Here is a 21,877-nt window from a genome sequence, read left to right as displayed (position 1 = left end):
GGTCACTCGGGCTGGTCCCGTGCGAGGTCCGGACGGCCCGGCACCCCGCACCGGGGGTCAACCCCGGTGAGCCGTTGATCATTCCTTCGCCGGTCGTTCTCTTCCGGCGAGAGAGGCACGTGCGAGCGGCCGGCCGGTGAGCCCGGCCGCCCGCTGGGGGTGCCGGAGCGGCGGGCCGTCCCCCGGCTGCCGCTCCAGGCCCCTCGCCTCACATCTCGAAGACGATGCGGGCGCTGACCTCTCCGCGCATGACCTCCTCGATGGACTCGTTCACCTCGTCCAGCCGCCGCGTGCGGTAGATCACCCGGGTCCGGCCGGCCGCGTGCAGCCGGTACACCTCGTCGAGGTCCTGCCGGGTGCCGACGATGGAACCGATGACGGACACGCCCTTCAGCACGGTCTCGAAGATCGGGACCTTGATGCTGCCGTCGGCGGGCAGGCCGACCATGACGAGCTTCCCGCCGCGCCGCAGCCCGCCGTAGACGGCGGCGAAGGCCCGGTCGTCGGCGGCCGTGGCAAGGGCGACATGTGCCCCGCCGTGCCGCTGCAGCACCTCGGCGGGGTCCTCCTTGCGGGCATCGATGAGGATGTCGGCGCCGAGCTCGGCGGCCATCTCCAGCTTCGCGTCGGTGACGTCGACGGCCGCCACGGTGGCGCCGGCGATCTTGGCGTACTGCACGGCCAGGTGACCCAGGCCGCCCACCCCCGAGACCACCACGAGCTGGGCCGGGCGCACCCCGGCGACCTTGAGCGCCTTGAAGGTGGTGACACCGGCGCAGGTCAGCGGGGCGGCGTCGCGCGGGTCGATGCCGTCGGGCACCGGCTGGGCGAAGTCGGCCCAGACCAGCATCTGCTCGGCGTACCCGCCGTCGCGTCCGTAGCCGGTGTTCTCCTGGCTCTCGCACAGGGTCTCCCAGCCGGACAGGCAGTGTTCGCAGCGGCCGCAGGCCCGTCCCAGCCAGGGTGCGGCGACCCGCTGTCCAATCTTCAGGTGGGTGACGCCCTCGCCGAGCTCCTCGACGATGCCGACACCCTCGTGCCCGGGCACGAACGGCGGGGAGGGCTTGACGGGCCAGTCGCCGTGCGCGGCGTGGATGTCGGTGTGGCACAGCCCGGAGGCCTCCAGCCGGATCCGGACCTGGCCGGGGCCGGGTTCGGGGGCGGGCCGCTCCTCGATCACCAGGGGCTTGCCGAACTCGTGGACGACCGCTGCTCGCATGACAGCTTCTCCTTCAGGTTTTCCGGGTGCGGATCGGTACGGGCCGGGGTGCCGGCCCCCGGAGGGGCCGGCGGTTCTCACTGGTGCGGGACGACGGCCACCGGTGCGGCCGAGTGGTGCAGCACCGCGTGGGTCACCGAGCCGATGTGGCGGCCCAGCGGCGAGCGCCGCAGGCGGCGGCCGACGACCATCAGGCCGGCCCGTGCGGACTCGTCCACCAGGTGCCGCGCGGGGCGCCCGACGACGGCCTGCTCGACGACGTCCACCTCCGGAAACTTGGCGCGCCACGGGCTGAGCACGTCCTTCAGCGCGCCGGCGATCTGGGCTGCCAGCTCGCCGTTGACCGGGGGGATCGCCGAGGCCGACTCGTATCCGACGAGCGGCACGCTCCAGCCGTGGATGACGCGCAGCGTCGCGTTCCGCCGGTCGGCGGCCTCGAAGGCGAACTGCAGCAGTTCGTCGCAGGGGCGGCTGATGTCCACGCCGAGCACGACGTCGCGGTAGGGGGCGGTCTCCGACTCCGGGTCGGCCTCTTCGGGCCGGTGTTCGTCGGCGGCCTGCTCCCCGGCGCGCACCAGGACGACGGGAATCCCGGAGCGGGCGACGATGGGCAGGGCGACCGAGCCGATGAGGAAGCCCGCCAGGTTGCCCAGGCCCCGGGTGCCCAGGACCAGCAGCTCGTCCTCGGCGGTGGCCTCGGGCACGGCGGTCGAGGCACGTCCGGTGACCCGCTCGGTGGTGATCTCCAGTTCCGGGTGCCGCTCGCGGAGTTCGGCGGCGGCGGTCTCCAGGATGTCCTCGGCCTTGCGGAGCAGGTTCTCCGGGACCAGCAGCGGTGCGCGGTTCGGCGGCGGCTCCTCCTGGGCGTGCAGCAGGCGGAGCGCGATGCCCCTGCGCTGCGCTTCGCGGGCGGCCCATTCGGCGGCGGCGAGGCTTTCGAGCGAACCGTCAAGGCCGGCGGTGATGATGCGCGACATGGTGTGACCTCCTGGTCGGACAGCGGTGCGGGGAAGGGGGCGGACGTGCGGGTGGTGCGGTGAGTCGGGTGGTGCGCGACGGTGGGGCGGCCTGCCCCGGCGTCCGGCGCCGGGCTCAGGTGCCCGGCGCCGGCCCTTCGGGGCTCAGAGGAGCCACCGGTTGCGGCGGACGAAGGGGATCTCGGCCCACCTGCGGCCCAGGCCCCAGGTGTTGCCGGCGTAGGAGACGGCCAGGGCGATCAGCACCAGGGCGTAGATGACGTGGTACTCCATCACCGGGTTGGTGGACATGCTCGGCGAGCCGTCCGACAGGTAGCGGGCCAGCGGCCACTCCGCGGCCCACATCATCGCCATCATCAGACCTCCGGCCGCCGCTGTGATCCTGAGCGCCACGCCGGCGAGGAGGGCCACTCCTATGCCGAGCAGACCGAGCATGAACAGCCAGTCCGCCCAGACCGCTCCGGCCATGGACTGGAAGGTGGACTCCAGTGGGCCGACCGAGACGCGGCTGAGGAAGCCGTTGGTGGGAGAGCCGCCGTTGACCCAGGCGTTGGCCGACTGGGTGGCGTAGCCGAGGCCGAACATCTTGTCCAGGAAGGCCCAGAGAAAGACGACGCCGGTCGAGATGCGCAGGACGGCGAAGAACTTGGCCGCCAGGGTGGTCATGACCGCACCGTGCTCCGGAGCGGTGTCCGCGGCGCGCTGCGTCGGGACCTGCATCTCGGTGACGGGGATGACGTGGCGGGTGCGGGGGGTCTCCTGAACGGCCATGACGGCCTCCTGATCGCTTCGTGTGCCGGTCGGTTGCTGACGTGTTCCACTCTGGCCGCAGCCCCGGGGCCGCCGCGTGGGGCGGATGGGCCGCACCGGAGGGCCGAACGGCACTGCTGCGGCGGGACCCTCGGAACCGGCGGTGTCCAGGTCGCCTGCCAGGGGGCCGGGAGGGTCCCCCGGCAGCAGCGAACAGGGGCCGAACGGCCCTGTCCCGGACCCCTGCCAGCCCCTGCTTTCCGGCCCCGCACAGCCGACGCTGGTAGCGGAGCCACTGACCGGCGGTCCGCCGGGCAACGGCCCGGGCACCACAGCGGCCCCGCGGCAGGCGGGGACCCGCACCACCCGCACCGCGCATCCGCGGCCATGCCCGCCGCACACACGAGGAGGAGACGTCATGAAGCACCGCAAGATCGGCCACGTGATGACCGGCGATGTCGTCGCGGCCACCCCCGACATGCCCTACAAGGACATCGTCACGCTGCTGACCGGGCACCGGATCAGCGGCCTGCCGGTGGTGGACGGCGACGAGAAGGTGCTGGGTGTCATCTCCGAGACCGACGTGGTGATGCGGCAGGCCGAGCCGACGGCTCCCGGGCTGCTGGAAAGGCTGCGCCTGACCCCCTCCGCCCGCCGGGCAGCGGCCAAGGCGCGGGCCAGGACCGCCGGCGAGCTGATGACCTCGCCGGCGATCACGATCCGCGCCTACGACTCGGTGACCCACGGCGCCCGCGTCCTCGCCGAGCACCGCATCGGCCGGCTGCCGGTGGTGGACGAGGAGGACCGCCTGGTCGGCATCGTGACCCGCCGGGATCTGCTGGGTGTCTTCCTGCGCCCGGACTCCGACATCCGAGCCGAGGTCATCGACGAGGTGCTGCTGCGCACCCTGTGGGTGACCCCGAACACCATCGGGGTGACCGTCACCGACGGCGTGGTGACGCTGGCCGGCCGGCTGGAGCGCAGCAGCGAGGTGCCCATAGCGGTGCGGATGACCCGACAGGTCGACGGCGTGGTCGCGGTGGTCGACCACCTCACCTACCGCTACGACGACGCGCACGCCAAGCCCGCCGTCACCGCTCCCGCGGTGCCCGGCGCGGCCGACGACTGGAGGGGCGGCCACTGACACGCTGCCGGGAACGCGACCACGGCCCCGCGCCCCGGCCCACCGGACAGCCCTTGTCCCCCCCTCGGACACCCGGCGCGCCCACGGACCCCGCCCACGGCCCGGCGCCGGGCGCTTCCGGGTGCCCGGTAAACCGGGACCATTGGGCCCTGGCGTCGCTCACCCCGTACCGTCAGTATCGAAAGGCAGGGACAGGACTGTTCGAAGGACCGATATGACCGAAGCACGCACATTCTCACCGCAGAAGCCCATCCGGGTTTTTCTGCTGGACGACCACGAGGTGGTCCGGCGAGGGGTGCACGACCTCCTCGACGCCGAACTGGACATCGACGTCGTCGGTGAGGCCTCGACGGTCGAGCAGGCCCTGGCCCGCGGCCCGGCGCTCCGGCCGGACGTGGCCGTCCTCGACGTCCGGCTTCCGGACGGCGACGGCATCACGGTCTGCCGGGAGCTGCGTTCCCGGATGCCGGAGCTCGCCTGCCTGATGCTCACCTCCTTCGACGACGACGACGCCCTGCTGGACGCGATCATGGCGGGCGCCGCCGGCTACGTGCTGAAGCAGATCAAGGGCTCCGACCTGGTGGCCGCCGTCCGCACCGTGGCCACCGGCCAGTCGATGCTGGACCCCTCCACCACCGCCCGGCTGATGAACAGCCTGCGCGGCGAGGAGGCACCGCCCGAGCCGCAGGACGAGGCACTGGCCGGACTGACCCCGCGCGAGCACGAGATCCTGGCGCTCATCGGCGAGGGCATGACCAACCGGCAGATCGGCAAGCAGCTGTTCCTGTCGGAGAAGACCGTCAAGAACAACATCTCCCGCCTGCTGGCGAAGCTCGGCGTGGAGCGGCGTATCCAGGCGGCAGTGCTGGCCTCCCAGGCGACCCCGCCGTCCGCGTCGGAGACCCGCACCCGCTGAGACAAGGGGGCCGGTTGGTCCCTCCCCCCGGGACCATCGGCCCCTCCTCTCCTCCCCGTCCGGACGCCAGCCTGGTACGAGGCACCGGTCCGGGAGGAGACGACATGCGACTCACCACCATCGACGCGGTGACCGTGGAACGGCTCATCTCCGCGGCCGTGGCGGCACCCTCCATCCACAACACCCAGCCGTGGCGCTACCGGCTCGACCCGGACACCGCCACCCTCGAGGTGCGCGCCGCGCCCGAGCGCGGCCTGCGGCACACCGACCCGTGCGGCCGGGCGCTGCTCGTGTCGGTGGGAGCCGCCGTGTTCAACCTGCGGGTGGCGGTGACCCACCTCGGCTGGGAGCCGGTGGTGCGCCTGCTGCCCGTCCCTTCCGAGCCGACCCTGCTGGCCTCCGTCGCCCTGCGCGGGTCATCGGCGAGCCACGGGGCCCGGCACAGCGCCGACCTCTACGACGTGCTGTGGCGGCGGCGTTCGAGCCGTTTCCCGTTCTCCGACCGCCACCGCCCCTCCCCCGAGCTGCTGGCCGAGCTGTCGCAGGCCGCCCAGACGGAGGGCGCCACGCTGTCCTTCCCGCCCCCGGCGCAGACCGAACGCCTGCTGCGGCTCACCGCGGAGGCCGAGCGGCGCAACGCGCAGGACCCCGACCGGCGGGCGGAGAACCGCGCCTGGGTCAGGGACGGGGCCACCGACGGCATGCCCGGCGCCTCGCTGGGCCAGCAGGACCCCACGGGCCGGATGCCGCTGCGGAACTTCACCGGCCTGCGCCCGATGCACAACGGGCTGCCGGGTGCCGCCTTCGAGAGCCGGCCGGTCATCGGGGTGCTGTCCACCGCTCACGACCGGCGCGCGGACTGGCTGCGGGCCGGGCAGTCGTTGCAGCACGTGCTGCTGACCGCGACGGCGCGCGGCGTGCAGTCCTCCCTGCTGCACCAGGCCATCGAGTGGCCCGACCTGCGGTGGGCGCTGGCCGCCGCACCGGAGGCCCCGGGCCATGTACAGATGCTGGTACGGCTGGGCTACGGCCCCCACGGACCGGCCACCCCGCGCCGCCCGGCCCGGGACGTCCTCGACGGGGACGGGGAGTGAAGGGCGCCGGTGCGTCCGTTCCCGGACGGAGGCCGGCCACCGGCTCAGCTGTGGTTCAGCGGGACCTTCCACTCCAGACGGGTGCCGCCCGGCTCGGGAGCCTCGATGGCCAGCGCACCGCCGAGCTTCTCGGCGCGCTCCTGCAGATTGCGCAACCCGCTGCGGCGCCCTCCCTCGGGCACGCCCACGCCGTCGTCCGTGACCCGCAGCGTCAGGGTGCCCGAGGCGACGATCAGCGCCACCTCGGCCGCACCGGCGCGGGCGTGCCGGGAGACGTTGGACAGCGCCTCGGCGAGCACCGCGACGGCGTGGTCGGCCACGGCCGCAGGCACATCGGTGTCGAGCAGGCCCTCCATCCGCAGCGCCGGGGTGAAGCCCAGGGCCCGCACCGCCTGCTCCACGGTCCGCGCCGCCCGCACCCGCAGGCCCTGCGCGGCGGGCCCGGTCTCCAGGTTCCGCAGCCCGAAGATCGTCGAACGGATGATCTTGATGGTCTCGTCGAGGTCGTCCACGGCCCGCATCAGCCGCTCGCTGGCATCGGGGTGCTGGACGAACCGCACCGCGCTCTGCAGCGTCATGCCGGTGGCGAACAGCCGCTGGATGGCCAGGTCGTGCAGGTCCCGGGCGATCCGGTCCCGGTCCTCCAGCAGGGCCATCGCCTCGACGGCACGCCGCTGCTCGGCGAGCTCCATGGCGAGGGCCGCCTGCCCGGCGAACGCGAGCAGCGCCGTGGTCTCGCTCTCGGTGAAGGCGGGCGCCTTGTCCTTCTCGGCCCGGGCGAGCATGAGCACGCCGCGCAGCCCCTCGTTGGTCCCCACCGGTACGGCAACCGCCGGACCGAGGCCCTCCCAGCGGGGCGGACCGACGGTGACCCGCGGGTCCTTGCCTATCTCCATGGTGGTGACCGGCTCCCCCGCCAGGGCGGCCGCACCGGTGAAGGAACCCTCGCGCGGCAGCACCAGCCCCCGGTGCAGCTCCGCACCCGCCCCGAAGGCCAGCTCCACCCGCAGGTCGTCGGTGCCCTCCACCGGCAGTGCCAGGACCCCCAGGTCCGCGCCGAGAATGCTCCGCGGGCGCTCCACGATGAGCTCCAGCACCTGCGACTGGTCGCCACCGGACAGCAGGTGGGAGACGATCTCCGAGTTGGCCTCCAGCCACCGCTCGCGGTAGCGGGCCTCCTCGTAGAGGCGGGCGTTCTCGATCGCGACACCGGCCGCGACGGCGAGGGTCGACAGGACGCTCTCGTCCTCGCCGTCGAACGTCCGGCCGCCGTGCTTCTCGGTGAGGTAGATGTTCCCGAAGACCTCCTCGCGCACCCGGATGGGAACGCCGAGGAAGGAGTGCATCGGGGGATGGTTGGGCGGGAACCCGTGAGATGCCGGGTGCTCGCTCAGCTCGGCCAGGCGCAGCGGCTCGGGGTGGCGTATCAGTTCGCCCAGGATGCCGTGACCGGCGGGCAGCTCACCGATGGTCGCGCTCTCCTCCTCGGAGATGCCGACGGTCAGGAACTGGGAGAGCTTGCCGTCCTCCCCGATGACCCCGAGCGCGCCGTACTCGGCGTCGACCAGGGCCACGGCCGCTTCGACGATGCGCCGCAGCACGTGCGGCAGGTCGAGCTCCCGCCCCACCGACAGGACGGCTTCCAGAAGGTTGTGCACCCGGTTCTGGGTGCCGCGCGCCGCGTCGATGCGGACCTGGAGCTCCTCCAGCAGATCGTCCAGTTGGAGCCGCGGGAGGTGATCTCCGCCGTTGCCACCCGCCATGTAATCCGCTCCCTGTAATACTGCTCTGTTCACCCGCTGCCGCACCCGCGCGAGCAGCGCGTGTACCGGTCGGTACACTCCGTGCTGCCTGTGTACCGCTCAGCCTTCCGCTGCCGTCCCGATGGTAGCCGTGCACGCCCGCGTACGGCAGGCCCCCTGGGCATCCGTCCTGCACGCCGGAGCAGGCGCGACGGCCCGTGGCTGAGGAATCCCGACGGAACACGGCCCGGCACGAAGCGCCCGCACGCACCGGGCGCCCTGCCCGGCCCCCGGCCGTACCCGAGCACGAACCCCCGTCCGGCCGGTCCCCCGGCCGGACGCCGCGCCACGCGGCCCGCGGCAGCCCTCTCCGCCCGTTCCACCCGCGCCACGCTCCCGGCAGCGACCTGTCAGAATCGCCCATGGGCCACATCCCTCCCCGCGCCGGCACACCCCCGCCCCCGCGCGGGCCGTACCCACCCATGCCCCCACCCACCCGTGGCGGCGCCGGCCCTCAGCGAAGGACACCAGGACATGCGCACCTACCGGGACCTGCTCGCCGTTCCCGGAGCCCCCGCCTTCGTGACAGCCGGCTTCGTGGCCCGGCTCCCCGTCGCCATGCGCGGCCTCGGCTGCCTGCTCCTGGTCTCCGCCACCACCGGTTCCTACGCGCTGGCCGGGGCCGTGGCCGCCGCCCTCATGCTCTCCCAGGCGGCAGCCGCCCCCTTCCTCGGCCGGGCCGCCGACCGGCACGGCCAGCGCAGGATGCTGCTCGCCACTCTGCTCGTGCACCAGGCCGGCATGGTCACCCTCCTGGTCGCCTCACGCCTGGGCCTGCCGGCCTGGACCCTGATCGCGGCAGCCGTACTGGCCGGCTGCGCCACCATCCCCATCGGTCCCCTCGTCCGGTCCCGGTGGGCGGCTCTGGTCGGCGACAGCGGACGGCTGCCGGGCGCGTACGCCCTGGAATCCGTCATCGACGAGATCATCTACGTCCTCGGGCCGATCCTGGTCACCGTGCTCGCCGTCCACCTCTTCCCCGAGGCCGGACTGCTGGGCGCCCTCGTCCTGGTCACCACCGGAACCGTGGCCCTGGCCGCGGCCCGCGGCACCGAGCCGCCGCGCATCCCCCGCACCGACCGCCCGGGACGCGGGCCTCTGCGGACCCGCGGCATGCTGCTGCTGTCCCTCGTCTTCCTGCTCTTCGGCACCTTCCTCGGCGCCATCGACGTCGGCGTCATCGCCTTCGCCGAGGAGCAGGGCGCCCCCGGGTGGGCCGGGGTCCTGCTGGCCCTGCTCGCCCTCGGCAGCATGGTCGCCGGCCTGGCCTGGGGCGGCGTGGGCGTCTGGCGGCTGAGCGAGCCCGCCCGCTTCGTCCTGTGCGGCGCGGCCGTCGGCGCGACCTCGCTGCCTCTCCTCTTCATCGACTCCCTCACCGCGCTGGCGCTGTGCATGGTGCTCGCCGGAAGCGCGGTGGCGCCGCTCCTCATCACCGGCAGCACGCTGGTCCAGACACTGCTCCCCCGCCAGGTGCTCACCGAGGGCTTCGCGTGGATGTACAGCGCCGTCACCGTCGGCATGGCCTCCGGCTCGGCGCTGGGCGGCGCCCTGACCGACTCCCGCGGCAGCGAAGGTGCCCTGCTTCTCGCCGTGACCACCGGCCTGGCCACCGCCCTCGCCACCGCCGCCGGCCGCCCCCGCCTCACACCCCCGGCCCGGCCGTCCGCCCCCGTCCACCCCGCCCCGGCCCGGCGTGCCACCCCCGCACCCGACACACCCCACTGAGCCCCGCCGGACCGCGCCCTACCCGCCCGGCGGCCCACCCAGGCGCCCCTCAGCTCATCCCGTCTCCTCAGGCACTCCCGCCGCCCTGCCTTCGCCGCATCCACCAGGCAGCCAGCCCGCCGGCGACGATCACCCCACCCGCCAGCCCGAACAGCACCGCCGGCCCTCCGACGCCGCCACCGCTCCCCGCAGCCTGCTCCCCCGCACCGGACGTGTCGGCCTCGGACTCGTCGGCCGACCCGCTGCCCTCTTCCTGCTCCCCTTCCCTCTCCCCCACGGAAGGCTCCGGCGTCGCCGGCGGATCCAGCTCCGCCTCGTACCGCTCGAACAGCGGATTCACATCCGGATCCCCGGGGTCCCCCTCACCATCGAGAATCACCCGGTCCGGACGCACCACCCCGTACCCCACATAATGATTGCGCGGCGTCTTCGACGGACCGTCAGCGGTCTCCATCATCACCCGCAGCACCTGATTCTTCGTCCACTCAGGATTCGCCGACCAGATCAACGCAGCAGAAGCCGAAGCCAACGCCGACGCACTACTCGTACCACCGTCCCGCACGCACAGATCAGCCGACGGTGAGTCGCACCGCAGAAGAACATCCTTGCCCGGAGCAGCAAGGCCCACGAATTCACCGTGGACAGAATACGATGTCCGCTCTCCGCTCCGATCCACTGCTGCGACTGCTACCGTCCCGTCCTGGACTGCAGCCAGGTCCCCCCTGTTTCCCTCATCCCCACCGTTGCCAACTGCAACAAATATCAACTTATCCTTGCGCAGCGCTTCTTCGATCGCCGCATCCAGCTCGTCCTGATAGGAAGTGAACTCCGCGGCGTCGCCTACCGCAATACTGAGGATCTGAGCGTCACTGTTCGCCGCGAAATCAATAGCCTGCGCCAACCTCTTGTGAAACCCGAAGTCAATTTCGCCGAAGCGAGAGTACACACGGACAGGAAGAATTTTCGCCCCCGGCGCCACCCCTTGAACACCACCGCCAACGCCCGTCCCAGCGATGAGAGACGCCATGCCGGTACCGTGACCATGAGCGTCCAGGTGGCCGTTTCCTGACTCTGTGACGAAGTCCTTGCCTTCGAGGACCTGACCCTGAAGTTCAGGAACAGAAGCATCGACACCCGTATCGATAACCGCCACAGTAACCCCCTCCCCGTCGGAATGCTCCCACACTTCATCGATACGATATCGATCGAAATACCAGCCCCGTGAGGCGCCCTCAGCAGAGGCTGGGCTGACCCCGGAAGCTACACAGAGCAATCCCATAGTGAAACACAGCAGAAAACGGAGGCGAGGCCTCACTCTCACGGCCAGCCACTCCCTTGGCCGACTCCACGCAACCGCTCTTGCAGGTCCATCGCCCCGTACTCGCGCCCCACTCACCGCAGCGAAATCGGAGGAATCGGCCATGCACCTTGTCTCACGCCTGGCCATTCTCGCCCAACTCTCGATTCCTGTTCGAACGCGGGTCACGACCCAGCGGCTCAATCACTCCGTCCTGGTTCCGTGGCAACCTTCTGGAGCCTCCCGCATCTTTCAACCCTCGTCGAGCGTCGGGAGATTCATTCCTTCTCGGCGCAGCGCGGTTCCGTGTGCTTTGATTTTCCTTGCGCGGCGCGCCGATCACTGGTCCAAGCGAGTTCTGCAGACGTGCCGGGGCGGCTGACGCAGCTCGCCCAATGTTCGGCTCTCTGGAGCCGACTACTGGCGCCTTGGGGATTTCGCGTCCGCCCGCCTCACCGACCGGCTTTCGGGTTCCCCCAATAATTCGCCTGTCACTGGAGGAAGGTCCTCTCTGTTGTGATGTGCTCCCCGGTACTGCGGTCGTTGCCGGGCGCCCGGTTATCGAGCTCTGAGGGGCTGCAGAGTCACGCGGCGTTGCCCTGCCGCTCGAACCACTGTGCAGAGGACGCCCCAGAGGACTCTTGGCTTCTGCACCGGTGCCACCCCCGGGACTGCCATTGTGCGGGCGGTTCCTGGAAGGCTCACCCGGACTGGCCGTTCGCTGAGATCCTGGCACGGATACTTGAGACGATCTCCCTGGCCCGGGCCCAGGGCCAGGATGAGGACGAGCCGGCGCCGGACCCACATAACCAGGGCTTGTCGTGGGGCCAGCATTGCCACTGCTTGAAATTCCCCCAGGGGTAGTGGTGGAAGGAGCATGGCTCACACTCGCAGAAGGTGCCCCCGCATCTACCGAGTCGAGCGAAGTCCTGACTTGCCGGTCGACTGCCTGTTGGCTGGGAGGCCCCGAGTCACCATGAATACCTTCCTGAGTTCCTCTCGGTACCATCGACGTGGCAGCACCTGCTCCAGCCGTCGGTGGGGAATCAGCAGGTCCCCGGCCGGGCGCACCAATGCTGCCCGGCCCGCCATCCCCAGGGCCGTTTCCTTCCTCGTTCCATCCGGGAGTGACCTGCAGGCCTCGGTACTCGAATTCCGGCTCCTCCGCTCTCTCCATGCGCTGGGCGGCCACCCGGTAGTTCGAGGAGAGCCGTTCCATGACACGGATCGCCTCCTGGCGATCCTCTTCCGCACGCGCAGCAGCCACCTCGTCAAGGAAGTCCGCCCCCACGAAGCCCGACCCCGCCGCCGAACCCCGGGAGGAGTCGACCACCGGACCGGTCGCTGCGGCAGGCATCGAGGACTGTGCCTCCGACAGCGCCTGCCCCGCCTGCAGAATCGCCTCACCCACATGATGGACGAACTCATCCAGAACCTGGGACTCCCTGCGGAACATCCGCCCCCACTCACGGAACGCGTCAGCGGCCTGCCCCTCCCACGCCACCCGGTCGATCCGGCCCGCAATCACCGAACCCGTCTCGTTCAACGCCTCCGCAAGCCCCAGCAACGCCTCACCACGAGCCATCAACGCCCGCGGATCCGCCCCCGCCACCAACGCCGCCAACTCCTCAAGCGAACGCCCCTCGAACTCACTCACACGCCCCACCCCTCCTGAAGTCCGGCGAAACGGCCACGGCACTCCCGCCTGTCCCATGGCACGCGCCCCAGCTGGCCCCGGAGCCCGCCGACAGCGCAGAGACACCACTCGCACGACAGATCGTAGCCACGCCATCCACACCGCCCCAGCCCGGCAGACAGGAACCAAGCGCCCGCGTACGCTCCCAATAGCTGTATGTCCGCGTGCGTCTGACGCGCTGTCCGGGAGTCGCCGATGCCCAGCACTGGCCCCTCGCAGGCCGAGAGACTCGCCGCCTACGGGGCCGTGTCCACTCGTCTGGCGCTGATCAGCGACCGGAGGCTCGCCGAGATGACCGCGACCGCCACACCGCTCGGGAGCGGCATCGGCGGCCGGTCAGCCGAACTGCGCCTGGGCGGAACCCCGGTCTTCGTCAAACGGGTTCCGGTGACGGAACTCGAACTGCGGCCGGAGCACGCACGGTCGACGGCGAACCTCTTCGGGCTGCCCACGTACTACCAGTACGGAATGGGCTCGGCCGGGTTCGGGGCGTGGCGCGAACTGGCAGCGCACGTCATGACCACCAACTGGGTGCTCGGCGGCGAGTACGACGGCTTTCCCCTGATGTACCACTGGCGGATCCTGCCCGACCGCCCTCCCGAGGGCTTCGTCGACGAGTTCGGAAGCATCGACGCGGCAGTCGCGCACTGGGAAGGCTCTTCGGCCGTGCGCCGGCGGCTCGAAGCCATCGGCCGGTCCGCCTTCAGCCTGGTGCTCTTCCTGGAGCATGTGCCCACCACGCTCGCCGATTGCCTCGGCGGACGGTCTCAGACCGGCGTGTCCAAGGAAGTCGAAGGGTTCCAGCCGCATGCCTGGGTGGAGGAGGCACTGATCCTCGGAACGGACTTCATGAGCTCGCGCGGCTTCGTCCACTTCGACGCCCACTTCGCCAACATCCTGACGGACGGGCATCGCCTGTACTTCGCCGACCTCGGGCTCGCCCTGAGCTCGGACTTCGCACTCTCACCCGAGGAACAAGCGTTCCTCACTCACCACCGTGCGTACGACCACTGCTCCACGATGGGACACCTGCTCCGCCGGCATCTTCTCGACGGCATCTGCGGAGAGAAGCCGTACCGGGCGGTGCTGCACGACTGGATCGCGGGCCACCGGCCCGGCGGGCTCTCCCCCGCAGCCGCCGCGATCGTCGACCGCCACGCCTCCGCCGCACTGGTCCTGGCCGACTGGCACCACCAACTCCTCACCGAGAGCAAGCAGAGCCCTTTCCCCGCCGCACGGCTTCCCTGAGCCGCCGCCGCAGGGACCGGCATCGCCCTCCGGTGCCCGATCACCGGCTGCCGGTCCGCCGACTGCCGGTGGGACGGGCGACTCCATCAGGACTGCTGGGCACGGACCTTCCCGCCCACCCACCAACCCCTCACCCGGACGAGTGACGTGACTGGGAACGTCCTCTCGGCGGGGTTAGGGTCCGTCAGGACAACCGAAAACGTCGGCCCCCGGCCGGGACTGCCATCCCGATCGAGGGCCTGACCGATCAGGAAGCAGAGACCTTCCCGATGGCTGAACCTCAGGCTACCGCCACGCCCTGCGGCCTGCTCCATGTACGGGCCCGCCACACCAAGAACTTCACTATTCTGCCCAACCAGCTCATCCAGCGGACGGGCAGCGCCGTCACCGCGGGCGTCGCCGCGTTCCTGTTCTCGCTCCGCGACGGAACCCCGGTGAGATCGACCGGCTGTGCGCCCACTTCAAGGAGGGCCGCACCCGCATCAGCCAGGCCCTCACCGAACTGGAGCACGTCGGCTACCTGGAGCGCCGCACGGAGCGGGCACCCGACGGCACGATCCGCACCCGCGCGATCCTCTACGACCAGCCGGGAGCGGGCAGTCCGGCGTCCGCTGGAGTCCCCGGCCAGGCCCGCCGCCCCGCCGCGAGGCCCGGCCCCAAGCCGGCCGGGCGCCCGTCGACGGCTTCCCCCCACCGGCAGACCACCGTGCCTCGCCCCCGCACCGCGCCGCCTGCGACGCCCGTTCCTCGGACTACGGTTGTCCCCGTCGAGGCACCGTCGTTCCGGTCCGTGCCCGCCCCCTGCCCGCCCTCTTCACCGGGCGTGCCCTCGCCCACCGACGTGCCCGACCCCTCCCACCCCGGCGCCCTGAGCCCTTCGGGCACCCCGGCAGCGCCGGCACCCGAACCGTCACCCCACACTCCCCGCGCCCTCGCCGTCCTGGCCGGGCTCCGGTCGACGGACCCCCGTCTGTGCCTTTCGGAAGGCGAACTGCATGCCCTCGCCCCGGACGCGGCACGATGGCTCGACCGGCGGGCATCCTCCGACGAGATCTGCCGCACGCTGACCAGCGGTCTCCCCGCGCACTTCACCGGACGACCGTTCCACCTGCTCCGCTACCGGCTGCGTGCCTACCTGCCGCCCCGGCCGAACGGCAGCCCGCCGTCCGCACGCGGCACCGCATCCGCGGCACCGGCCCCTTTGCGCACATGCGCCGGCTGCGACAAGGTGGCCTTCCGCAGCGCGGAGCACACCCACTGCAGCACCTGCCGGGCGGCGCCACCGCTGACCCCCGTCTCGACATAGGTACGGCAGCCCGCCCATTCGTCAGTGATCTCTCAACAGGACTGTCACAGGCGGTGGATATAGCTGTTTCACACTTCCGTGGGTCCCACAGTGGGCGGACACGACGAACAGAGGGGAGCCGCGTGGAGGAGCAGCGCTGCGTCATCTTCGGCATCGGGGGCGTCCTGGAGATCACCCCGGCCACGGAGTGGCAGAGCACGTGGGAAAAGGACCTGGGCCTGCCTGCCGGGGCGGTTCACCATCGACTGTTCGACGTCTGGCGGGCGGGCAGTGTCGGAACCATCAGCGAGGACGAGGTGGCATCAGGGCATCCTTATGGCGCTTCTTCTGAGGAAGCGGAAGAGGCCCGAACGCGGCAGGATGTATGTGGTGAAGCGTGGAAGTACGACACGCTTGCTTATGCATCGGAGGCGATCATGATTGCCTCGGACCTCGGTCAGCAAGTAGCTGTCATTCTGAATCGGCTGCGCGACGTGGCAGCCTCCTCAGCCAGGTCGCACTAAATGCTCTGGTAGGGGTACGAACAAGGCTCAGGCGCTGTCGTACGTCCAGGCGCGGCCTGTCTGCCGGTACTCCTCGACGGGGATCGGGTCGACGCCGGTGCGCATGCGGGCGGTGTACAGCAAGCCGTCGAGGTGGTCGATCTCGTGGTGGATGAGGCGGGCGAGCCCCCGGTCGTACACCGTGGTCATGGTCTCTCCGGTCAGGTTCGTGGTCTCGACGGTGATCTTCAGGGGGCGGGGGACGAGGCCGCGGACACCGAAGAAGCTCAGGCAGCCCTCGTACTGCTCGTCCACCTCGTCGGAGCGGTCGGTGATCTTCGGGTTGAGCAGGGTGATCGCCGGGGCATCGCCGGGCGGTTGGACGACGGCCGCCGCACGGCCGATGCCGATCTGCGGGGCGGCGATGCCCATGCCCTTGGCGAAGGGGTGGACCTGGCCGATCCGCTCCATCGCGGCGAAGAGCTCGTCGGCGATGCGCTCGGCCTCGTCGCGCTCGGCGGGCAGGGTGAAGACGCGGGCCGGTTCGGAGAGAATGCCGGCGCCGTGCTGGACGACTCCGAGGTCCCGCATCCGCTGGCTGGGCCGCACGTCAATCACCTGAAGTCCTTTTGTCCGCGTTGTGTTCGGGCCGTGCCCGGAACCTCCACTCAAGACGGTACCGAGCGTGGAGGGCGGGTGTGGTCGTGATCCATGTGAATTGCCGTAGTTCACCGTCATCGCTGCTGACGGGAGGGGTTCGCAGCGGGGAGGCTTCGGCGGTCATGGAGGTCTCGGTGCCCCACACGACCGGATCCAGGGCGGCGGGGAAGGCCAGCTGGACTTCCAGTTGTTCGGTGGGCAGGCGTACGGCCCGCTGGAACCAGTTCCCCCACTTCTCGTCCCCGACGGTGTAGGCATACTCGATCCACACCGATTCGCCCGGGTAGAGCGGGAAGCGGCCGTGTTCGTTGTCGAACAGCAGCCAGACCTCCTTGAACGCGTCACGGTCGTGCTTGGCCTGCCACCGCATGGTCTCCCCTCGACAGGTGGCCGTGAGGTCGAGTTCATCCCAGGTCAGCGGGTGGGCCCGGTAGTGCGCGTTCGACTGCTCCGGGTCACCGGGGTAGCGGTCGACGGAGATGCGGATCAGGTAGCTGGTGACGGGCTCCTCGCCGGTGTTCCGCAGTAGCCGCCGCATCGTGAGCCGGTAGGAGCGGCCGTCGTACTGGAGTCGGGCGGCGTCGTGTTCTACGACAAGCGCGGAGCCGGTGGCGTACGGCTGCTCGGGCCTGCGCGGGGTGGGCGGGGTCACGGCCGGGCGCCGGGACCTTGCGCGGGCCTGCTCGTAGTCGCACCAGCGCCGCCAGATCGCCTTCCCGGCGTTCAGGGTCTTCTCGGCGAGCCGGGCGAACTCCTCGCTGGGCTTGTGGCGGCCGGATTCCATGTGGCTGACGTACGAGGGGTCAAAGCCCATGGCCTGCGCTAATGCCCGCTTGGACATGCCGCGTACTTCCCGCCACCGTGCGAGCTCGGCCGCGAAGTCCTCGGCTGCCTGCTCGACGGTGATCTCTTCGCTGTGCGCGGCCATCGAAGCCCCGCGTCATCGTTGGTGAGCATGAATGAACCGTGAGTGATCCAAGTTCATCATCCCGTCACGGCCTGCGTCGCCGTTTTCCTTCCCTCAGCGGCCCGGATCGACCCCCGGGCAGATGAGGGAGGCGACGCATCATGCGCGTGCTGTACCTGCTGAACATCTCCAACCCCGACCGGCTGTCCGCGGATTCGGGTTGGATCTTCGCGGACCTGCTCGCCCCGGCCCTGGCCGACGTTGGGGCCGAGGTGACGGTCGCGGCCCCGGCTGCGGCCGGGGATGCCCGGTGCGGCTTCCACCAGACCAAGGTTCCAGGGACGAAGTACCGGGCTCGGTTCTCGGCGGACATCGACGAGCTGGTGGCGCTGATCCGGGCCGAGAAGCCGGATGTGGTGGTGGCCAACCAGGTCGAGGAGGCCCCGGCGATCCGCACGGCCCTGCTGGAGGCCGGATCGAACGCGCTGCTGGTCGGGTACTGCCACTACCTGCCGTTCTCTTTCACCGGCGGCGGCCGGCTCGTGCTCGACCCCTCCCTGAACGACGCGGGCCTCGGGCGGCCGGTGCTGCTGGCGTTCGCCTCCGGCCTCGCCGCCTGTGACCGCGTGCTGGTCCACTCCGCCACGGCCGCTTCCTGGGTATCGGCCGCCGCCGCCCGGATGACCGTAGACCTCGGCGAGAAGCTGCCGGTGGTGCCAGCCCCGCGCGACGAGCGCCTGGTCCGCGACGCAGCGACCACCCGGCTCGCCTCCGGCACGGCGATCGGCATCTACAACCACCGGCTGTACGCGCACTACGGCACCGGGAAGTTCGTGGACCTCGCCCGCGAACTCAGTGCCTCGGGCACGGTACGGCTGCGGGTCATGGACCTGTTCGGCCAGCGCCGGGCGGAACGCAAGGGCCTGGACGACAGCCCCGAGAAGATGCGGGACCAGCTCGCCGCGCTGCCGCACGTCCAGGTCGTCTCCGACCGCGGTGACCGCGTCCGCTACAAGAACCTGCTGGCCGGCGCCCGCTTCGGCATCGCCCCCTTCCGGCCGGGCTGCCCCTGGTCGATGAGCGTGATCGACTGCCAGGGCATGGGCCTGCCGGTCATCGCCCCACGTCTGGGCTGGCTGGCCGAGCACATCGCCCCCGAGCTGTGCTTCACCACCCCGGCCAAGGCCGTCGTCCTGGCCGAGCGTCTTGCCACCGACGACGAGTTCCACGCGCTGCACGCCAAGCGGGCCCACGCCTCCACCGCCGACTTCGCCCCCGGCCTGGTCGCCGCCCGCTACCTGGAGGCCATCTCGTGACCAGCTTCGACGCCGTCCTCCTGTCGTACGACGAGCCGATGGCCAACTCCCTGCACGCCCGGCTTCAGCGGACGCTGGGCGGCACGGTCAAGCGCCTGCACGGTGTGCACGGGATGCGCCGGGCCTACCGGCAGTGTGCCGAGGTCGTCGACCACGAGCAGTTCTTCCTCGCCGACGGCGACTTCGCCATCGACACCGACTTCGACGTGGCCGCCCTCGAACCGCTGGACGAGGGAGTGTCCATGCGGGTGTGGCGGGCGGACAACCCGGTCAATGGCCTGGCTTACGGCTACGGCGGGCTGAAGTTGATCCGCCGCAGTGCCCTGCGCGAGATGGGCAAGGCCGTGGACGTGCTCGCAGCCCTGCCAGGACGCATCGAGTTCGCCCAGCACACCGCCGGGATCACCAGGTTCAACCAGAGCCCGTTTCACGCCTGGAAGGCCGGTTTCCGCGAGTGCGCGATGCTCGCCCGCGGCAGTGAGTACGGCATGGCCGACGATGACGCGCACAAGCGCGTCGAGGCATGGACGCTCAGCCGCAGCGGCGAGTTCGCCGCCTACGCCGCCGCCGGGGCCCGGGAGGGCGCCGCCTTCGCCCGCCAGACCGCGCGCAACCCGCAGCAGTTCCATCATCTCAACAATCCCACCTGGCTGCGGGAGAGGTTCACCGCCGCCCACGGGGATCAGGTGGTCTCGGGATGACCGGTCCGCTCGTGCTCATCGAGCCGTACGCGAACCGCCTGGGCGGGCACCACCAGCGCACGCTGGTGGCCCTCGCCCGGGCCCGGCCCGGCAGCTTGGTCATCGCCCCGCACGGGATCGCCACCGAGTCGGTCCGCGGCCTGCGCGAGGCGGGTGCCCGGCTGGTCACCGGACCGGCCGGGCGGGCGTCGGGCGTCCTGCTCGTGGCCGCCCGGCTGGCGGCCGGGTTCTCCGCAGCCGGCCAGCGTCTGTTCCGATCGCGCCGCTGGCCCCGCCGCCTGCGGCGGCTGCCGCACCAGGTCACCCTGATCGCCCGCTGCCTGACGGAGGCGTCCGCGCTGCGGTCCGCCCGTCGGTTGGAATCCGGCGCCGACGCGCTGGTGATCCTTACCGCGAGTGAGGCCCTGCATGGGGCCACCGCCCTCCTGGGCGGCCAACCGCACCTTCGGTTCGTCCACGAGGCGGTTACCACCGAGGACGCCATCGTGAGGCTGCTCGGCCGGCTCGCGCGCCCAGGCGAACAACAGGTGATCGCGGTGTACCCGACACAGGCTGTCGGCGATCAGCTCGCCGGGGCCTTCCCCGACCTGTCCTCGGTAGTCGGTGGGTTCGCGGTCGACGACGGGCTACGCCTGACCGCAACTGAACGCGACGGTGGCCGGGCCGCGTTCGACATTCCCGCCGACGAGGCCGCAGTGTGCCTCATCGGCGGCTGGTGGCCCTACAAGGACATCGCCGTCGTCGACGCCGCGCTGGCCCTGCTGAAGGAGCCGTTGCACCTGGTGGTGACCGGCTCCCCGCTCGACGAAGCTGTCCTCCGGCGGTGGCGGGATCTGCCCGGCCTGCGGGTGCACACTGCGCCCGGCCCGGTCAGCGAAGCCGTGCTTCGACTGGTGTACGCCGCCGTCGACGCTGCCCTCGTCACCCGCCACGCCGGAACCGCCAAAGAATCCGGGCTCGTGGCGGACGCTGCCCGCCTCGGCGTCCCCTTGATCGTCTCCGACCACGATCCAGCCCTCACTGCGCTCCTGCACGGCCAGCCCTGGGCTCTGACATTCCCCGCCGGCGACTCGGCCGGCCTCGCCGAAGCCCTGCACACCGTCATCCGCCGGCCGCCCCCGCTGCCCGGCCCTGACGTCCCCGGCCTCCTGGGGATGCGGCCGGCCGCCGAGCAGGCCGACTTCCTCACTCGCACCTTCGCCTCCCTGCGATCGAAGGAATCCTGAATGCTGAGTACGCCTCCCGCGCTGGTCGCCGTCGTAGGTCCCATCGAGCCGCCCCTGCTGGCCGCCTGGGTCCGCCACTACCGCTGGCTGGGCGTCGAGCGGTTCCTGCTTGCCTTCCACTTCCCCGAGCACGTCTCCGACGTGCGCCGGCACGAGCTCCAGGCCGCCGCCCGCGAGCGTGGCGTCATCCCCATCGGCACCAGCACCGGCCCGTGGCACGAGCACACCAACACCCAGCTCCGAGATGCCCTGCGGCACCGGGCCGGGCCCGGCTGGCACCTGCTCGCCGACGCTGATGAGTTCCAGCAGTACCCCGCCCCGCTCGCCGAGGTGATCGCCCAGGCCGACAAGTCTGGACACCGCGTCGTGGGCGGGCTGATGCTCGACCGTGTCGCCGCGAGCGGACGCCTGACCGGCTGGCTACCTGAAGGCGGACTCGACCTCGCCTATCCCCTCGGCGGCCACCTCACCCACCGGCTCCTGCACGGCGACCCCAGAAAGATCGTCCTCGCCCGCCATGACGCAGCTGTGGCCTCCGGCAACCACCGGGCTCCAGGCCACCGCCCGGATGCGGACCGCATCGGCGCGGTCCACCACTTCAAGTGGCGCTCGGGCATCCTGGACGACCTCCGTCGTCGGGTCCAGCACTTCTCTTCCGGTACCTGGGAGGAACACACTCCGGCCGTCCGCGACGAGGCCGGCCGCCTGCTGGCCCACGTCGGCCGGTACGGCAGCGTGATCAACACCAGTGACCCGCGGTTCGCCTTCCGCCGGGTGAGCCTTGACCGGATGCCGTTCAGCTGGCCCGCCGAGGCCCGTGACATCTTCACCACCTGGCGTCCCTACGCGCATACCGGCCAGGACTGAGACAATGCCCGATGCTCGCGCACACTCGTCGCGGAAGGGATGACCACGTGCCCCTCTCCGTTCTCCTGGCCGGCCTGACCGGCTCCGGGAAGACCACCGTCGCCCAGGCCCTGGCCGACCACGGCTTCGTCCGGCTGTCCGTCGACGAGGAAGTCCACCGCCTCCACGGCCGCTACGGCGTGGACTACCCCGAGGACACCTACTTCGAGCGTGAACGGCCCGTTGTCGAGGCGATCCGGCAGCGGTTCATCAAGGAGATCGAGGCTGGGAACGACGTCGTCCTGGACCACGGGCTGTGGCGCCNCAGGCCGCCCGCGAAGCGGGCGGCCGCCCCCTAGTTGTCTACCTCCCCGCCGGCCGAGCCGAACTGCTGCGGCACCTTGCCGAGCGCAACCAGCGCGAGGACGCCAATGCGCTGACCGTCACGCCCGAAGCCCTCGACGACTTTTTCGCCCGTTTCGATGTCCCAGCCGAGGACGAGGAAGTGATCGTCCACAGCGGAGACCTCGACACGCTCGTAGCAGCGCTCCGTGAGATCCCCCGG

20 protein-coding genes are annotated in these 21,877 nt (G+C 71.1%); 12 read left to right on the top strand and 8 right to left on the bottom strand.

Annotated elements, in window-relative coordinates; genetic code table 11:
• Nucleotides 1-208 precede the first annotated feature (208 nt).
• The 3 genes from ABD299_RS12315 to ABD299_RS12305 form a co-directional block, all read right to left on the bottom strand.
• Nucleotides 209-1,219: a zinc-dependent alcohol dehydrogenase gene (locus tag ABD299_RS12315; protein WP_344261489.1), complete on the bottom strand. Its 1,011-nt coding sequence runs from the start codon at nt 1,217-1,219 to the stop codon at nt 209-211.
• A 77-nt stretch (nt 1,220-1,296) separates the two neighbouring features.
• Nucleotides 1,297-2,196 carry a universal stress protein gene (locus ABD299_RS12310; RefSeq protein ID WP_344261486.1) on the bottom strand — a complete coding sequence of 300 codons (900 nt, stop codon included), beginning with the start codon at nt 2,194-2,196 and terminating at the stop codon, nt 1,297-1,299.
• A 144-nt stretch (nt 2,197-2,340) separates the two neighbouring features.
• On the bottom strand, nt 2,341-2,967 hold the full coding sequence (locus tag ABD299_RS12305) for a DoxX family protein (RefSeq protein ID WP_344261484.1): 627 nt from the start codon (nt 2,965-2,967) through the stop codon (nt 2,341-2,343).
• A 397-nt stretch (nt 2,968-3,364) separates the two neighbouring features.
• Between ABD299_RS12305 and ABD299_RS12300 the strand changes: the two genes are divergently transcribed.
• The 3 genes from ABD299_RS12300 (at nt 3,365) to ABD299_RS12290 (ending at nt 6,100) form a co-directional block, all read left to right on the top strand.
• On the top strand, nt 3,365-4,090 hold the full coding sequence (locus tag ABD299_RS12300) for a CBS domain-containing protein (protein ID WP_344261482.1): 726 nt from the start codon (nt 3,365-3,367) through the stop codon (nt 4,088-4,090).
• A gap of 214 nt (nt 4,091-4,304) precedes the next feature.
• A complete protein-coding gene (locus ABD299_RS12295; protein WP_344261480.1) occupies nt 4,305-5,006 on the top strand; it encodes a response regulator in 702 nt (233 codons plus the stop codon).
• Between the two features lie 104 nt (nt 5,007-5,110).
• On the top strand, nt 5,111-6,100 hold the full coding sequence (locus ABD299_RS12290; protein WP_344261478.1) for an Acg family FMN-binding oxidoreductase: 990 nt from the start codon (nt 5,111-5,113) through the stop codon (nt 6,098-6,100).
• 44 nt (nt 6,101-6,144) lie between these two features.
• Here the strand turns inward: ABD299_RS12290 and ABD299_RS12285 are convergent, their stop codons facing one another.
• A complete protein-coding gene (locus tag ABD299_RS12285) occupies nt 6,145-7,863 on the bottom strand; it encodes a GAF domain-containing sensor histidine kinase (protein WP_344261476.1) in 1,719 nt (572 codons plus the stop codon).
• Between the two features lie 513 nt (nt 7,864-8,376).
• On the opposite strand from ABD299_RS12285, the gene ABD299_RS12280 reads away from it, so the two are divergent.
• Complete coding sequence (locus ABD299_RS12280) at nt 8,377-9,627, top strand: MFS transporter (RefSeq protein WP_344261474.1); 1,251 nt, start codon at nt 8,377-8,379, stop codon at nt 9,625-9,627.
• Nucleotides 9,628-9,694: 67 nt separating this feature from the next.
• Here ABD299_RS12280 and ABD299_RS12275 read toward each other — a convergent pair whose 3' ends face one another.
• Entirely contained in the window at nt 9,695-10,906 is a 1,212-nt protein-coding gene (locus ABD299_RS12275; protein WP_344261473.1) for a S8 family serine peptidase, read from the bottom strand.
• A 1,909-nt stretch (nt 10,907-12,815) separates the two neighbouring features.
• On the opposite strand from ABD299_RS12275, the gene ABD299_RS12270 reads away from it, so the two are divergent.
• The 3 genes from ABD299_RS12270 to ABD299_RS12260 all read left to right on the top strand — a co-directional run bounded on the left by ABD299_RS12270 (nt 12,816) and on the right by ABD299_RS12260 (nt 15,677).
• Nucleotides 12,816-13,868 (top strand): protein kinase family protein, encoded by a 1,053-nt coding sequence (locus ABD299_RS12270; RefSeq protein WP_344261471.1) that lies wholly within the window; start codon nt 12,816-12,818, stop codon nt 13,866-13,868.
• A gap of 823 nt (nt 13,869-14,691) precedes the next feature.
• The gene (locus ABD299_RS12265) at nt 14,692-15,174 is read left to right on the top strand and encodes a hypothetical protein (RefSeq protein WP_344261470.1); all 483 of its coding nucleotides are present in this window, start codon (nt 14,692-14,694) and stop codon (nt 15,172-15,174) included.
• Nucleotides 15,175-15,296: 122 nt separating this feature from the next.
• Nucleotides 15,297-15,677, top strand: a complete 381-nt coding sequence (locus ABD299_RS12260; protein ID WP_344261469.1) for an HAD family hydrolase — start codon at nt 15,297-15,299, stop codon at nt 15,675-15,677.
• A 27-nt stretch (nt 15,678-15,704) separates the two neighbouring features.
• Here ABD299_RS12260 and ABD299_RS12255 read toward each other — a convergent pair whose 3' ends face one another.
• A complete protein-coding gene (locus ABD299_RS12255) occupies nt 15,705-16,274 on the bottom strand; it encodes a peptide deformylase (protein ID WP_344261467.1) in 570 nt (189 codons plus the stop codon).
• Nucleotides 16,267-17,244: a helix-turn-helix domain-containing protein gene (locus ABD299_RS12250; protein WP_344261465.1), complete on the bottom strand. Its 978-nt coding sequence runs from the start codon at nt 17,242-17,244 to the stop codon at nt 16,267-16,269. Before ABD299_RS12250 ends, ABD299_RS12255 begins: the two co-directional genes overlap by 8 nt.
• Nucleotides 17,245-17,384: 140 nt before the next feature.
• Here ABD299_RS12250 and ABD299_RS12245 point away from each other — a divergent pair, with 140 nt between their 5' ends.
• Genes ABD299_RS12245 through ABD299_RS12225 form a run of 5 tightly spaced genes read left to right on the top strand, consistent with a single transcriptional unit; the run spans nt 17,385 to nt 21,671 of the window.
• A complete protein-coding gene (locus ABD299_RS12245) occupies nt 17,385-18,539 on the top strand; it encodes a glycosyltransferase (RefSeq protein ID WP_344261463.1) in 1,155 nt (384 codons plus the stop codon).
• The gene (locus ABD299_RS12240) at nt 18,536-19,240 is read left to right on the top strand and encodes a hypothetical protein (protein ID WP_344261461.1); all 705 of its coding nucleotides are present in this window, start codon (nt 18,536-18,538) and stop codon (nt 19,238-19,240) included. The genes ABD299_RS12245 and ABD299_RS12240 overlap by 4 nt, the downstream gene beginning before the upstream one ends.
• The gene (locus ABD299_RS12235) at nt 19,237-20,466 is read left to right on the top strand and encodes a glycosyltransferase family protein (RefSeq protein WP_344261459.1); all 1,230 of its coding nucleotides are present in this window, start codon (nt 19,237-19,239) and stop codon (nt 20,464-20,466) included. Before ABD299_RS12240 ends, ABD299_RS12235 begins: the two co-directional genes overlap by 4 nt.
• Nucleotides 20,467-21,333 carry a glycosyltransferase family 2 protein gene (locus tag ABD299_RS12230; RefSeq protein WP_344261457.1) on the top strand — a complete coding sequence of 289 codons (867 nt, stop codon included), beginning with the start codon at nt 20,467-20,469 and terminating at the stop codon, nt 21,331-21,333.
• Nucleotides 21,334-21,344: 11 nt separating this feature from the next.
• Nucleotides 21,345-21,671 carry a P-loop nucleotide/nucleoside kinase family protein gene (locus ABD299_RS12225; protein ID WP_425581320.1) on the top strand — a complete coding sequence of 109 codons (327 nt, stop codon included), beginning with the start codon at nt 21,345-21,347 and terminating at the stop codon, nt 21,669-21,671.
• On the opposite strand, the gene ABD299_RS12220 is transcribed toward ABD299_RS12225, so the two are convergent.
• Nucleotides 21,668-21,829 carry a hypothetical protein gene (locus ABD299_RS12220; protein WP_344261455.1) on the bottom strand — a complete coding sequence of 54 codons (162 nt, stop codon included), beginning with the start codon at nt 21,827-21,829 and terminating at the stop codon, nt 21,668-21,670. The genes ABD299_RS12225 and ABD299_RS12220 overlap by 4 nt on opposite strands.
• Nucleotides 21,830-21,877: the final 48 nt, after the last annotated feature.

The sequence above is a fragment of the Streptomyces sodiiphilus genome (assembly GCF_039529215.1).
Taxonomy (GTDB): domain Bacteria; phylum Actinomycetota; class Actinomycetes; order Streptomycetales; family Streptomycetaceae; genus Streptomyces; species Streptomyces sodiiphilus.
Note: the sequence above shows the minus strand (reverse complement) of the source record. Positions and strands in the feature narration are given on the sequence as shown.